Origin of the sequence: Burkholderia sp. LS-044 (assembly GCF_004803625.1) — a bacterium.
GTDB classification, from domain to species: Bacteria; Pseudomonadota; Gammaproteobacteria; order Burkholderiales; family Burkholderiaceae; genus Burkholderia; species Burkholderia cepacia.
Map to the genome: position 1 here is coordinate 292,670 of NZ_SSWO01000004.1, position 13,960 is coordinate 306,629.

At 65.1% G+C, this 13,960-nt stretch carries 12 protein-coding genes and 4 tRNA genes; 13 read left to right on the forward strand and 3 right to left on the reverse strand.

Annotated features, from left to right (window positions below; all coding sequences use genetic code 11):
- Positions 1 to 12: 12 nt before the first annotated feature.
- The 6 genes from rnc to nagZ all read left to right on the forward strand — a co-directional run bounded on the left by rnc (position 13) and on the right by nagZ (position 5,362).
- Positions 13 to 1,260 carry a ribonuclease III gene (gene rnc, locus E9536_RS12790; protein WP_136469934.1) on the forward strand — a complete coding sequence of 416 codons (1,248 nt, stop codon included), beginning with the start codon at positions 13 to 15 and terminating at the stop codon, positions 1,258 to 1,260.
- A gap of 60 nt (positions 1,261 to 1,320) precedes the next feature.
- Positions 1,321 to 2,220 carry a GTPase Era gene (era, locus tag E9536_RS12795; protein WP_027788003.1) on the forward strand — a complete coding sequence of 300 codons (900 nt, stop codon included), beginning with the start codon at positions 1,321 to 1,323 and terminating at the stop codon, positions 2,218 to 2,220.
- Entirely contained in the window at positions 2,207 to 3,043 is an 837-nt protein-coding gene (gene recO, locus E9536_RS12800; protein WP_021159687.1) for a DNA repair protein RecO, read from the forward strand. The genes era and recO overlap by 14 nt, the downstream gene beginning before the upstream one ends.
- A complete protein-coding gene (gene pdxJ, locus E9536_RS12805) occupies positions 3,040 to 3,816 on the forward strand; it encodes a pyridoxine 5'-phosphate synthase (protein ID WP_021159686.1) in 777 nt (258 codons plus the stop codon). Before recO ends, pdxJ begins: the two co-directional genes overlap by 4 nt.
- 72 nt (positions 3,817 to 3,888) lie before the next feature.
- Positions 3,889 to 4,317 carry a holo-ACP synthase gene (gene acpS, locus E9536_RS12810; RefSeq protein WP_021159685.1) on the forward strand — a complete coding sequence of 143 codons (429 nt, stop codon included), beginning with the start codon at positions 3,889 to 3,891 and terminating at the stop codon, positions 4,315 to 4,317.
- Positions 4,318 to 4,333: 16 nt separating this feature from the next.
- Entirely contained in the window at positions 4,334 to 5,362 is a 1,029-nt protein-coding gene (nagZ, locus tag E9536_RS12815) for a beta-N-acetylhexosaminidase (RefSeq protein WP_091922196.1), read from the forward strand.
- Positions 5,363 to 5,554: 192 nt separating this feature from the next.
- Here the strand turns inward: nagZ and E9536_RS12820 are convergent, their stop codons facing one another.
- From E9536_RS12820 to earP, 3 genes are all read right to left on the reverse strand, one after another.
- The gene (locus tag E9536_RS12820; RefSeq protein ID WP_027788001.1) at positions 5,555 to 6,940 is read right to left on the reverse strand and encodes a sigma-54 dependent transcriptional regulator; all 1,386 of its coding nucleotides are present in this window, start codon (positions 6,938 to 6,940) and stop codon (positions 5,555 to 5,557) included.
- A 269-nt stretch (positions 6,941 to 7,209) separates the two neighbouring features.
- On the reverse strand, positions 7,210 to 7,767 hold the full coding sequence (efp, locus tag E9536_RS12825) for an elongation factor P (protein WP_011351421.1): 558 nt from the start codon (positions 7,765 to 7,767) through the stop codon (positions 7,210 to 7,212).
- A 128-nt stretch (positions 7,768 to 7,895) separates the two neighbouring features.
- Positions 7,896 to 9,080, reverse strand: coding sequence for an elongation factor P maturation arginine rhamnosyltransferase EarP (earP, locus tag E9536_RS12830; protein WP_136469935.1), 1,185 nt, complete (start codon positions 9,078 to 9,080; stop codon positions 7,896 to 7,898).
- A 76-nt stretch (positions 9,081 to 9,156) separates the two neighbouring features.
- Here earP and uvrC point away from each other — a divergent pair, with 76 nt between their 5' ends.
- The 7 genes from uvrC to E9536_RS12865 all read left to right on the forward strand — a co-directional run bounded on the left by uvrC (position 9,157) and on the right by E9536_RS12865 (position 13,785).
- Positions 9,157 to 11,190 (forward strand): excinuclease ABC subunit UvrC, encoded by a 2,034-nt coding sequence (gene uvrC / locus E9536_RS12835; protein ID WP_124545049.1) that lies wholly within the window; start codon positions 9,157 to 9,159, stop codon positions 11,188 to 11,190.
- A 90-nt stretch (positions 11,191 to 11,280) separates the two neighbouring features.
- Positions 11,281 to 11,868, forward strand: a complete 588-nt coding sequence (gene pgsA / locus E9536_RS12840; RefSeq protein WP_021163085.1) for a CDP-diacylglycerol--glycerol-3-phosphate 3-phosphatidyltransferase — start codon at positions 11,281 to 11,283, stop codon at positions 11,866 to 11,868.
- Between the two features lie 145 nt (positions 11,869 to 12,013).
- Positions 12,014 to 12,089, forward strand: a tRNA-Gly gene (locus E9536_RS12845).
- Between the two features lie 53 nt (positions 12,090 to 12,142).
- Positions 12,143 to 12,218, forward strand: a tRNA-Gly gene (locus tag E9536_RS12850).
- 51 nt (positions 12,219 to 12,269) lie between these two features.
- A tRNA-Gly gene (locus E9536_RS12855) sits at positions 12,270 to 12,345 on the forward strand.
- 100 nt (positions 12,346 to 12,445) lie between these two features.
- Positions 12,446 to 12,519 (forward strand) — tRNA-Cys (locus tag E9536_RS12860).
- A 672-nt stretch (positions 12,520 to 13,191) separates the two neighbouring features.
- Entirely contained in the window at positions 13,192 to 13,785 is a 594-nt protein-coding gene (locus E9536_RS12865; protein ID WP_081064579.1) for a hypothetical protein, read from the forward strand.
- The last annotated feature ends 175 nt before the right edge of the window (positions 13,786 to 13,960 follow it).

Sequence of the window (13,960 nt, forward strand, 5' to 3'; positions counted from 1 at the left end):
ATACTCCTGCACATGCCCCTATCCCAGTTGGAAAGCCGGCTGCGCTACGAATTTCGCAATGCGGAATTGTTGCGCCAGGCTTTGACCCATCGTAGTCACAGTGCCACGCACAACGAACGGCTCGAGTTTCTCGGCGATTCCGTTCTGAATTGCGCGGTGGCTGCCCTTTTGTTCCAGCGTTTCAGCAAGCTGGACGAAGGCGATCTGTCGCGCGTACGCGCCAACCTCGTCAAACAGCAGTCGCTGTACGAAATTGCTCAGGCCCTGAATATCTCGGAGGGGCTGCGGCTCGGCGAGGGGGAGTTGCGCAGCGGCGGGTTCCGCCGCCCGTCGATCCTCGCGGACGCGTTCGAAGCCATCATCGGGGCGGTGTTCCTCGATGGCGGCTTCGAAGCCGCCCAAGGGGTCATCAAGCGCCTCTATATCCCGATTCTCGACCACATCGATCCGCGCACGCTCGGCAAGGACGCCAAGACGCTGCTGCAGGAATACCTGCAGGGGCACAAGATCGCGCTGCCGACCTACACGGTGGTCGCCACGCATGGTGCGGCGCACAATCAGCAATTCGAAGTCGAATGTACGGTGCCGAAGCTCGACGTGAAGGTGTCGGGCTCCGGGGCGAGCCGGCGCGCGGCCGAGCAGGCCGCCGCGAAGAAGGCGCTCGACGAGGTGATGGCGGCCGCGCCGATGCTGGCCGCCAAGCCGAAGCGCTCGAAAAACGCACGCGGGTCGAAGCATGTCGAACCCGAAATCGTACCGGGCGTGAAGGGTGTGCAGGAAGCGCTCGACCTGCGCTCGCCGGAGCGCAAGGAACGCGCGGCGGCGCGCGAGGCGAGGGCGGCCGGTGCAGCGCCCGCGGCAACCGCGGCGGCCGCAGCGACCGGTAATGAGCCGGCCGCGGCGCCGATGGCCGCGATTCGCGCGGCGCATGTAGACGCAGTTGCCGAGAAGGGTGAGCGGGCGGCGAAGCCGGCGGTCGACAAGGCTGCCGAGAAGCCAGCTGAAAAACCGGCCGAGCGACCCGACAAGTCCGCGGAGAAGCCCGCTGAAGCCGTGCCCGCCGCACGCGCAGCCGACAAGCCGGCTGAGCAGGCCGCCGATCCGGCCCCCGCGTCTGCCGACAAGACTTCCGCCGGTACCGACTCCGCTTCGCGCACGGCTGCGCGCACGCGCGACACGGCGGCACCGGATTCCGAGACGCCGCCGGGCGGCGTGAGCCTCGCTGCCGCGCAGGCGCGCGTGGCCGATGCCGACCACTGAATTGCCCATCGATCGTGCCGCGCGCCGCGCGGCCGTTTCCGAACCTGTCTCCCAAACGATATGAACACTCCCGCTCCTACCGGTTTCCGTTGCGGCATGATCGCGATCGTGGGCCGCCCGAACGTCGGCAAGTCGACGTTGATGAACGCACTCGTCGGCCAGAAGATCAGCATCACGTCGCGCAAGGCGCAGACGACCCGCCACCGCATCACCGGCATCAATACGTTCGACGACGCGCAATTCGTGTTCGTCGACACGCCGGGCTTCCAGACCCGCCACAGCACCGCGCTGAACCGTTCGCTGAACCGCGCGGTCACGTCGACGCTCACGTCGGTCGACGTGATCCTGTTCGTGATCGAGGCCGGCCGTTTCGGGCCCGACGACCAGAAGGTGCTCGACCTGATCCCGCCGGGCATGCCGACGCTGCTGATCGCGAACAAGATCGACCGCGTGACCGACAAGGCGTCGCTGTTCCCGTTCATGCAGCAGATGAGCACGCTGCGCGAATTCACCGAACTCGTGCCGCTGTCGGCGCAGCGTCCGGAAGACATCAAGCGCCTGCTGGACACGATCAAGCCGTACCTGCCGGAAGGCGAGCCGATCTACGGCGAGGACGAGCTGACCGACCGCAGCTCGCGTTTCCTCGCCGCCGAAATCCTGCGCGAGAAGGTGTTCCGCTGGACCGGCGACGAACTGCCGTACACGAGCACCGTGCTGATCGACAAGTTCGAGGAGGAAGGGCGCCTGAAGCGCATCTTCGCGACGATCCTCGTCGAGCGCGATTCGCACAAGGCGATGGTGATCGGCAAGAAGGGCGAGAAGCTCAAGCAGATCAGCACCGAGGCGCGGATGGACATGGAGAAGCTGTTCGACGGCCCCGTGTATCTCGAGACCTTCGTGAAGGTGAAGAGCGGCTGGGCCGACAACGAGGCAGGGCTGCGCGCCTATGGGTACGAATGACGCACTGACGTCGACCGAAGACGCGGTGACGGCCGGCGCGAACGACGCGCCGTTGCCGGCACCGCCCGAACCGCCGCGCAAGGCGCGGCGCGCGACGTCTCGCACGTCCGATTTCCGCGTCGCCGAGCAGCCGGCGTTCGTGCTGCACAGTTACCCGTATCGTGAAACGAGCCTGATCGTCGACGTGCTGACGCGCGATCACGGCCGGCTCGCGCTCGTCGCGAAGGGCGCGAAGCGCCCGCACTCCGCGCTGCGCGGTGTACTGCAGACTTTCCAGCCGCTGCTGCTGTCGTGGTCGGGCAAATCCGAGGTGCGCACGTTGACGGGCGCCGAGTGGGTCGGCGGGATGCTGCCGCTCGGCGGCGACGGACTGCTGTGCGGCTTCTACGCGAACGAGCTGCTCGTGAAATTCTGCGCGCGCGAGGATCCCCAGCCGCCGCTCTTCAATCACTACGTGCTGACCCTCACGCGCCTCGCCCACGGCGAGCCCGCGGTGCAGGTACTGCGCTCGTTCGAGCGCGTGCTGTTGCGCGAGACCGGCTACGCGATGGCGCTGAACCGCACGGTCGCGCGCCGCGCGGTCGAGCCTGACCGCCGCTACGTGTTCGATCCCGAGCGCGGCGTGCGCAACGCGGACGACGAAGTACCGTCGCACTGGCCGGTCATTTCCGGGCAGACGTTGCTCGACATGGAGCAGGACGATTACCATCGAGCCCAGACGGTTGCGCAAAGCAAGACGCTGATGCGCTTCCTGCTGAACACCTATCTCGGCGGTACGCCGCTTGCCACGCGTCAGATCCTGATCGACCTGCAAAACCTATGAGCTTCTTCCTGACAACGCCCACCGCCATCGACCTCGGCGTGAACATCGACCACGTCGCGACGCTGCGCAATGCGCGCGGCACGACCTATCCCGATCCGATCCGCGCCGCGCTCGCCGCCGAGGAAGCCGGCGCCGACGCGATCACGCTGCATCTGCGCGAGGATCGTCGCCACATCGTCGATGCGGATGTGCGCAAGCTGCGCCCGCTGCTGAAGACCCGCATGAATCTCGAATGCGCGGTGACGGCCGAGATGCTCGATATCGCCTGCGAAGTGCGCCCGCACGACGCGTGCCTCGTGCCCGAAAAGCGCGAGGAACTGACGACCGAAGGCGGTCTCGATGTCGCCGGCCGCTTCGAGGCCGTGCGTGCGGCGTGCAAGCAGCTTGCCGACGTGGGCGTGCGCGTGTCGCTGTTCATCGACCCGGACGAGACGCAGATCCGTGCCGCGCACGAAGCAGGCGCGCCGGTGATCGAGCTGCATACGGGCCGTTATGCCGAAGCGCACGACGAAGCCGAGCAGCAGCGCGAATACGAGCGCATCGTCGCGGGCGTACAGGCCGGTGCGCAGCTTGGCCTGAAGGTCAATGCCGGTCACGGGCTGCACTACACGAACGTGCAGCAGATCGCCGCGATCGACGGCATCGTCGAGCTGAACATCGGCCATGCGATCGTCGCGCACGCGATTTTCGCGGGCTGGGACAATGCGGTGCGCGAAATGAAGGCGATCATGGTCGCCGCACGCGTTGCCGCGCTGCATGGCGGCGCGCGTTGAAGATGAAAGGCCGCTGCGCATCGCACGTCATGCCTGACCCGGCTCAGCCGGGCCACACCGGCGCGTACTGACATGGCGATCTACGGCATCGGTACCGACATCGCACAGGTGAGCCGCGTCGCGGCCGTGCTTGAACGCACGGGCGGCCGGTTTGCCGAGAAGGTGCTGGGCCCCGACGAGCTGCGCGTGTTCCATGCGCGCCGCGCCCGCTCCGAGGCGCGCGGCATCGCGTTCCTCGCGACGCGCTTTTCCGCGAAGGAAGCGTTCTCGAAGGCGATCGGGCTCGGCATGCACTGGCCGATGACGTGGCGTGCGCTGCAGACCCTCAATCACCCGAGCGGCGAGCCGTACGTGGTCGCGTCGGGCGAGCTGGCCGACTGGCTTGCCGCCCGCGGCATCACGGCACGCGTGACGGTCAGCGACGAGCGCGACTACGCGGTGTCGTTCGTGATCGCCGAGACGGACGCCGCGCCTGCCCCTGTTTCCCGAACCTCCTCCTGACGGAATTCCCGATTCGATGAAAACGACTCCCGGCCCGGTCATGCTCGACGTCGTCGGCACGGCCCTGTCGCGCGACGATGCGCGGCGCCTCGCGCATCCGAATACCGGCGGCGTGATCCTGTTCGCGCGGCACTTCCAGAACCGTGCGCAACTGACCGCGCTGACCGACTCGATCCGCGCGGTGCGCGAAGACATCCTGATCGCCGTCGATCACGAAGGCGGGCGCGTGCAGCGTTTCCGCACCGACGGCTTCACCGTGCTGCCCGCGATGCGGCGTCTCGGCGAGCTGTGGGATCGCGACGTGCTGCTCGCGACGAAGGTCGCGACGGCCGTCGGCTATATCCTGGCCGCGGAATTGCGCGCATGCGGGATCGACATGAGTTTCACCCCCGTGCTCGACCTCGATTACGGGCACTCGAAAGTGATCGGCGATCGCGCGTTTCATCGCGATGCGCGCGTCGTCACGCTGCTCGCGAAGAGCCTGAACCACGGGCTGTCGCTCGCCGGGATGGCGAACTGCGGCAAGCATTTCCCGGGGCACGGTTTCGCGGAGGCCGACTCGCACGTCGCGCTGCCGACCGACGACCGTACGCTCGATGCGATCCTCAAGCAGGACGTCGCGCCTTACGACTGGCTCGGCTTGTCGCTGTCCGCGGTGATTCCCGCGCACGTGATCTACACGCAGGTCGACAAGCGGCCGGCCGGTTTCTCGCGCGTGTGGCTGCAGGACATCCTGCGCGGGCGGCTCGGCTTCACCGGCGCGATCTTCAGCGACGACCTGTCGATGGAAGCCGCACGCGAAGGCGGCACGCTCACGCAGGCGGCCGACGCCGCGCTCGCTGCCGGTTGCGACATGGTGCTCGTCTGCAACCAGCCGGACGCGGCCGAGGTCGTGCTGAACGGGTTGAAAACGAGGGCAACGGACGAGTCGGTGCGACGCCTCAAGCGGATGCGCGCGCGCGGCAAGGCACCCAAGTGGGACAAGCTGATCGCGCAGCCCGAATACCTGCAGGCGCAGGCGCTATTGAGCAGCGCACTGGCATGAACGGCGAGGGGATGGCGCGACGTGTGCCATTCCCCGTCGCCGAAACAAAAAGCCGCGCAGTTGCGCGGCTTTTTCATGGGTTACTGCAGGTGCGAACCGGGTAGCGTCACGAGTCAAGCGGGCGGGGACGGTGATTCTCTTGGCGCAACTAACGGTCTGATTCCGCCAGTGCCTGCAAGCATCGACGCCCGCTCAGTTCACCTTCATCCGCTGCAGCTTGTTGTACAGCGTCTTCGGGCTGATGCCGAGCAGCGTGGCCGCGCGGTGGCGCGTACCGCCGACCGCATCGAGGGTCGCGCGGATCAGCAGATCCTCGACGTCGGACAACGGCGTGCCGACCTTGATCTGCACGCTGCTGCCGTTCAGCGCGGCGCCGGCCGAGAAACTCGGCTCGCCCGCGCGCAGCGTCTCGATGAAATCGCCCGATGCGTCGTACGCGAAGCGCACGCGTTCCTGCAGTTCGCGCACGTTGCCCGGCCATTCGTAGGACAGGCATTCGCGCACGAAGCCCGGTGCCGCGCGCTTGTCGGTCGTGCTGCGGCCGGTTGCGCGCGCTTCGCGGTTCAGCTCGTCGATCAGCGCGTCGCCGATCGCGAGTGCATCGCCGTCGCGCTCGCGCAGCGGCGGCATCGTGATCGACGCCGCGTCGAGGCGCAACCACAGATCCTCGCGCAGCGTACCGTTCGCGACCGCTTCGCGCGCCGGGCGGCGGGTGGTCGCGATCAGCCGGAAATCGCTCGTGATCGAACTCGTGCCGCCGATCCGCATGAAGTTCTGCGAATCGAGTGCATGCAGCAGCGCTTCTTGCAGCACGAGCGGCAGCGCGGTGATTTCGTCGAGGAACAGCGTGCCGCCGCCGGCCTGCTCGAACAGGCCCGATTCGCGGCGCTCGGCGCCGTCGAACGCGCCGCGCTCATGGCCGAACAGTACGCTGTCGAGCGATGCGCCGTGCCGACCGGCCTGCGCGATCGTCCTGCAATCGAACGACACGAACGGCCCCTTGCGGCGCCGGCTCAGGTCGTGCAGCGTGCGCGCGGCCAGCTTCTTGCCGGTACCGGCTTCGCCGGAGAACAGGACGGCCGTTTCGGTGCGCGCGTTGTGCTCGATCATGTCGTACACGTGCTGCATCGCGTCGCTGCGGCCGACCAGCGCGCCGAAGCGGCCGAGATGGCGCAGCGATGCGCGCAACGACTGCACTTCGTCGATCAGTTCGTAGGGGCGGGGAATCCGCGCGAGCAGGCTGCGCAGGCGCGGAATGTTGATCGGCTTCAGCAGGTAGTCCCAGATACCGTGACGCAGGCCCTCGATGGCGCTCTCGACCGTCGCATTGCCCGTCAGCACGATGACGGGCAGCGAGCCGTTCGGCTGTTGCTGCGGCAGGTGCTGGAGCAGGTCGAACCCGCTGCCGTCCGGCAGGTTCAGGTCGACGAGCACGACATCGGGAATCGAGCGGCCGAGCGCCGTGCGCGCTTCGGCGAGCGACGTGGCCGTGTCGACCGAGAAGCCGTCCGCGGCGAGCAGCGCGGTGAGGCCGGACAGACTGTTGGGATCGTCTTCGACAATCAGGGCGTGTGGCATGGTGGACGCGAGTCGAGTCAAGAGAGGCGGGCTGTCGGTCATCGGGGCCGCAGCCGCATGTCAGATTAAAGACTGATTTTATGCCCCGCTGAACGCGTAACGAGCATTATTTCTCCGGCGCTATAAAACAGTTACCGATGATACAAATTGAATATCTTTACCGGTGGCTTTTGTGCTTTACATGAGCCTGGCCCGCGCTCGCTTGTTGGCGCCGGACAAACAAAAAGCGCCCCGAAGGGCGCTTTGTTCGATGCGGGCATCGCCGGCGATTACGCGCGGCTGCGGTATTCGTTCGTGCGCGTATCGATTTCGATCTTGTCGCCGGTGTTGCAGAACAGCGGCACTTGCAGTTCGAAGCCCGTTGCGAGCTTGGCGTTCTTCAGCACCTTGCCCGACGACGTGTCGCCCTTGACTGCCGGTTCCGTGTAGGTGATCTCGCGAACGAGGACCGTCGGCAGTTCGACCGAGATCGCCTTCTCGTTGTAGAACACGACTTCGCAAGCCATGCCGTCTTCGAGGTAGTTCAGCGCTTCGCCCATCATTTCGGCTTCGACTTCGAACTGGTTGTAGTCGGCGTCCATGAACACGTACATCGGGTCGGCGAAGTACGAGTACGTCACTTCCTTGCGGTCGAGCACGACGACGTCGAACTTGTCGTCAGCCTTGTAGACCGCTTCCTGGCCTGCATTCGTCAGCAGGTTCTTCATCTTCATCTTGACGACGGCGGAGTTACGGCCCGACTTGTTGTATTCAGCCTTGGCGATGACCCATGCGTCGCTGCCGATCTGCACGACGTTGCCTACGCGGAGTTCCTGTGCGGTTTTCATAAAAAACTGTCCTGATCAAATCAAATAAATAGGTGCCTGAGCGTTGCACAACGGGTGAGGCGCCAAGCAGACGCGTTCCGGTGGGCGCCAAAAGCAAGCGCTTGCGCGGTCGGCCGTCGGATAACCGCTTATTTTAACTGAGATTTTGCGTATTCCGCCAGCTTTCCCGTGAGATCGCCGACGGCCGCGAGCGCATCGGCCCAGCGGGCCGCGTTGACGTCCAGTGCGGCGCGGTGCTGCCAGAAATCCGCCCAGTCGGGCGTGCCGGCGCCGTTCCAGGCATGCCAGAACCGCTCGAGCGCCGCGCGCGGCGCGTCGGCGAGGCCGGCCGACAGGTGCGCGAGCGCGGCGTCGAGCTTCGGCAGGTGCACGTCGTCGGCCTGCGGATAGATGTGCCACACGAACGGCTTGCGTGCCCACTGCGCGCGGACGAACGAATCCTCGCCGCGCACGAAATTGATGTCGGCCACCCACAGCAATGGATCGTAGTCAGCCTGGGGGACGAACGCGAGCCCGTGAGCCGTCAGGTTGCCGCTGTGCGCATGTGTGCCCGCGTCGAACGACTCGACCCCGAAAAAACGCGCGACGGCAGGCGACACGCGGCCGGCCGGCACGAGCGCGACGACCGGCGACGGGCCGTCGCGCCACTGCGCGAGCAGCGCGTCGACGGCCGGATTCTCGTACGCGAACAGGCTGACGACCGTCGTGCCGGCGGCCGGCGGCGCGCCGCCGGTCGCGCGCCGCCACCATGCGTCGCGCGCCGCCGCGTCGGCTTCAAAGGCCGTGCGGCGCGAATCGAGGTCGTGCTCCTTCAGGACGCCGCCGGTGCCGGCCGACAGGCCGGGGAAGAAGAACGTCTTCAGCAGCGGGTAGCGCGGATGCGGCGACGGGCGCAGATGGAAGTCGGCGACCCAGTCCTCGGCGCTCAGGTATTCGAGGTTGATCCACACCGGGCGGCGCGTGCGGCGCGCCATCGCCGCGAGATACGCGCCGGGCAACTCGCACGCGAACGCTTCGATCACGACATCGGCGATCTCCAGCGCGTCGCCGACTTCCGCATGCCAGTGCTCGACCACGATCGTGTCGACCGTCTGCCGACCCGCGTCGGGATCGACCCCGGGCAGCAGGCGCGAGAACGTGCGCAGGTCGTCGATGAACAGGCGAACCTGCCAGCCGTGCTCGTGCGCGAGCTGGCGCGCGAGGCGCCAGCAGACGCCGATGTCGCCGAAATTGTCGATCACGGTACAGAAGAGGTCGCAGGCGATCGGTTCGCCCGGCGCGGCGGGCAGGGGGGCAGCGGTGGTGCGTGGCATCGAAGCGGGCCGGTGAATGCTCTAAACTGGCGATTCTAATAGACCCGTTCCGCGTTACAAGGCGCCCGGATCACGCATGACATCCCCTGAAGCTCCCGATACCCCGTTCGAACCGAAGAAGATCCTTGCGCAGTTGCCGCACATGCCGGGCGTCTATCGCTATTACGACACGACGGGCGCCGTGCTCTATGTCGGCAAGGCACGCGACTTGAAGAAGCGCGTATCGAGCTATTTCACGAAGACGCAGCTGTCGCCGCGCATCGCGATGATGGTCACGCGCATCGCGCGCATCGAGACGACCGTCACGCGTTCGGAGGCCGAAGCGCTGCTGCTCGAGAACAACCTGATCAAGGCGCTCGCGCCGCGCTACAACATCCTGTTTCGCGACGACAAGTCGTATCCGTACCTGAAGCTCACCGCGCACCGCTTTCCGCGCATGGCCTATTACCGCGGCTCGGTCGACAAGCAGAACCAGTATTTCGGGCCGTTCCCGAGCGCCTGGGCCGTGCGCGAGAGCATCCAGATCCTGCAGCGCGTGTTCCAGTTGCGCACTTGCGAGGATTCGGTCTTCAACAACCGCACGCGGCCGTGCCTGCTGCATCAGATCGGGCGCTGCACGGCGCCGTGCGTCGGCGCGATCTCCGACGAGGATTACGCGATCGACGTGTCGAATGCCGCGCGTTTTCTGCTCGGCCGGCAGTCCGAAGTGATGAAGGAGCTCGAGCAGAAGATGCACGCGTTCGCGTCCGAGCTGAAATTCGAGCAGGCGGCGGCCGTGCGCAACCAGATGAGTTCGCTCGCGACGGTGCTGCACCAGCAGGCGATCGAGGTCGGCAGCGACAGCGACGTCGACATCCTGGCGGTGGTCGCGCAGGGCGGGCGCGTGTGCGTGAACCTTGCGATGGTGCGCGGCGGCCGGCATCTCGGCGACAAGGCGTATTTCCCGACGCACGTCGAAAGCGCGCTGACGCTCGCCGAAGGCGGTCTCGGCGACGAGTCCGAACTGGCGGAGGCGGCCGCCGCGTCGGCCGACGCATTCCCCGACCTGCCCGCCGAAGAAACCGGCCGCGCGCGCGGCGACGCGGCGGCGTCGGTCGAGGCCGAGGTGCTCGACGCGTTCATCGCTCAGCACTATCTCGGCAATCGCGTGCCGCCTGTGCTGGTCGTGAGCCATGCGCCCGCGAGCCGCGACCTGCTCGAGTTGCTGTCCGAGCAGGCCGGCCACAAGGTGTCGCTGGTGCGGCAGCCGCAGGGGCAGCGGCGCGCGTGGCTGTCGATGGCCGAGCAGAATGCGCAGATCGCGCTCATGCGGCTGCTGTCCGAGCAGGGCTCGCAGCAGGCGCGCACGCGTGCGCTCGCGGAGACGCTCAGCTATGAATGCGACGATCTGGCGACGCTGCGGATCGAATGCTTCGACATCAGTCATACGATGGGCGAGGCGACGCAGGCGTCGTGCGTCGTCTACCACCATCACAAGATGCAGTCGGGCGAGTACCGCCGCTACAACATCACCGGGATTACGCCGGGCGACGACTACGCGGCGATGCGGCAGGTGCTCACGCGTCGCTACGAGAAGATGGTCGAGCAGGCGGCCCAGGCGGCGGCTGTCGACGAAGCGGCCGGCATCGACGGCGAGTCGACGCGCCAGGCCGAGGCGTCGAGCCTGCTGCCGAACATCGTGCTGATCGACGGCGGCAAGGGTCAGGTCGAAATCGCGCGCCAGGTGTTCACCGAGCTCGGCCTCGATACGTCGATGCTGGTCGGCGTCGCGAAGGGCGAGGGGCGCAAGGTCGGCCTCGAGACGCTCGTGTTCGCGGACGGCCGCACGCCGCTCGAACTCGGCAAGGAGAGCGCCGCGCTGATGCTCGTCGCACAGATTCGCGACGAGGCGCACCGCTTCGCGATCACCGGCATGCGCGCGAAGCGGGCGAAGGCGCGCCAGACGTCGCGGCTCGAGGAACTCGAGGGCGTGGGCGCGAAGCGCCGGCAGCGGCTGCTCGCGCGGTTCGGCGGGTTGCGCGGTGTCGTTGCCGCGAGCGTCGAGGAACTCGCGAGCGTCGAGGGCATCTCGCACGCGCTCGCCGAGCAAATCTACAAGCAGCTTCACTGACGCGGCCGTGCGGCCGGCTGCCTTGCCAGCGTTCTTGTGGCAGGCCGGTCGACACGGCACAATTGCGAATCCTTTACTGTCCCGCATGCCATGCCGTTCAATTTCCCGATTTTCCTGACGTGGGTACGGATCGTGCTGATTCCGCTCGTCGTCGGCGTGTTCTATCTGCCGGACACGGTGATGGGCGGCGCGCACCGCAATCTCGCGGCGGCGGCGATCTTCATTCTCGCTGCGCTGACCGACTGGTTCGACGGGTTTCTAGCCCGCAAGTGGAACCAGACGTCGTCGTTCGGCGCCTTTCTCGATCCGGTGGCGGACAAGCTGATGGTGACGGCGGCGCTGCTGATCCTCGTGCAGATCTCGCGCGTCGATGCGGCGATCGCGCTCGTGATCGTCGGCCGCGAGATCGCGATTTCGGCGCTGCGCGAATGGATGGCTCAGATCGGCGCGTCGAAGAGCGTGGCGGTGAACCAGCTCGGCAAGTTCAAGACCGCATGCCAGATGGTCGCGATTCCGATGCTGCTGTTCTACGGGCCGCTGCCGCTCGGCATCGCCACGATCGATACGCGCGTGTGGGGCGAGTGGCTGATGTATCTCGCGGCGGTGCTGACGATCTGGTCGATGCTGTACTACATGAAGCTCGCGTGGCCGCAAATTCGCGAGCGCGGCGGCGCGTGATGCGTGTCACGCGTTCGGTCGAGCAGGTTTTTTGGAAAAAGGGCTGGAAAAGCCCTTGACACACGAATGTGCCTTCGACATAATCTCGCTTCTCCGCTGCACGACGAAGTAAGTGTGTGACGGGGAAGCAGTAGCGCAGCAATATGCGGGAGTAGCTCAGTTGGTAGAGCGCAACCTTGCCAAGGTTGAGGTCGCGAGTTCGAGACTCGTCTCCCGCTCCAGATTTTTTCTGGCAGCGTGTAGTACGGCAAAGCGCTGCAGGTGCAGGACACATGCGGGAGTAGCTCAGTTGGTAGAGCGCAACCTTGCCAAGGTTGAGGTCGCGAGTTCGAGACTCGTCTCCCGCTCCAGATTTTTCTGGCAGCGTGTGGTACGGCGAAGCGCTGCAGATGCAGGACAATGCGGGAGTAGCTCAGTTGGTAGAGCGCAACCTTGCCAAGGTTGAGGTCGCGAGTTCGAGACTCGTCTCCCGCTCCAAGTAATGGGGAAGCCACGCTTCCCTTTTTATTTGATGGACCTCCGGTCCTCGAATAAAAAATCTGTCTCTTGCCTCACGGCATCCGGACAGTCCGCTTTTGGCGCGATAGCAAAGCGGTTATGCAGCGGCCTGCAAAGCCGTTTAGGCCGGTTCGACTCCGGCTCGCGCCTCCAAGTAAGAAAAGAAAAAGCCCTGAGAAATCAGGGCTTTTTCTTTTGACTATCACGAACGGTTGCACAAGAAGAATGCGGAAGCTGCGCGCATGATGCTGCAGTTCTATCCGGCGGAACAGATGGCCGCGGAGCCAAAGTAACTTGGGCGGTGACATGCATGCAGCGCCGGTGTTGCATGTTCGAATCATTATTCGGTGACGTACTGGCACACTCGCCGAGTTCCAGTAAAGGCATTTGGCGAGCGCGGAACCGTTGTGTTGCGGCGCCTCTCACATCGTCAGTCTCGACACTTTTCGCCGATTTCGTCCCATCGACCACCCGCACGGTGTATCGACGCTGCAACGCATTTGCCAGGACTCGCCCGTACTTGATGCTCGGCATCGCCGAGCACTGTTCGGGCGGTGCAGTCGTGAGGCTGGCACGTTGTTCGCTTCATCAGTTGCGTTGGGAACGATAGTCGTTGCCCATTCACGATCGCCCGACGATTCAACTTGCATGCGTCTCGGGAGAGCGTCCGAAACGTGGTGCGTTCGCTCTCCACTGCCAGGGAAAAGGGGGCGCGTCCGGACGAAATTGCGTCGTTGCGAGGCCAAACGCAGCATCGAAACTTGTGGTCTGGCAGGCGATCCCAATTAAAACATCAGACAAATAAGCGGCATCCAGGGGACGACCATGGCGAACATTCAACATACAATTCCTCGTCGTCTGAAAATGGCTGACCGTGCCCAGCAACTGCTGGATCTTCATTTTCCCGGCATACCTGAAATTTGGCTTTGGCACCCACATCGAAACGTTGGGTTCGTCACTATTCCTCGTACGCTGCCGATTGCGATGCAAGCCGTCGACGCCCAGTCAAAGAGACAGCCAGCAGGTCAAACACTTTTCTGCCTGTGGGCAAGGGCGTGGAATTATCCAGTGCTGTCAATTGCCGATCCCTTGACCTTGGCGGCAGAGGTCGGATTCACCGGCGAGTGCGCTGTCGACACCTGGCGTCGCAGGATGAGTAGGCTACGCGACCTGAATTTCATCCGAGCCAAGCCTGGGCCGTCTGGGCAGTTCCATCATGTCTTGCTACTGAACCCAAACGCAGCCATGGAATGGATGCGATCAAACGGCCTAGTACAGGACGAACTCTACGTCCGGTTCGTTGAGTGTCTTGCGGACATAGGTGCTCTTGACGAAACGGAGCCGATACGCCAATTGGGGGCGCAGCAACCAGTTCCTATGGCCTGTAATTCGCAAACAAAGTCTGGACAGGCCCGCTGAATGCGGGCCCCTGTGCAATCAGCAATTGCCTTTCTTCGCCTGTCCCGGTGGGCAGAATCCGTTCCCCGGGCCACCCTGCGGTGCAACAACTACCGGTGCACCCGGAACATATGCGACGCACCCACTGAGCGTGCCGACCATGCTCGCCGCTGCAAGCAACGCGATAACCCCTTTT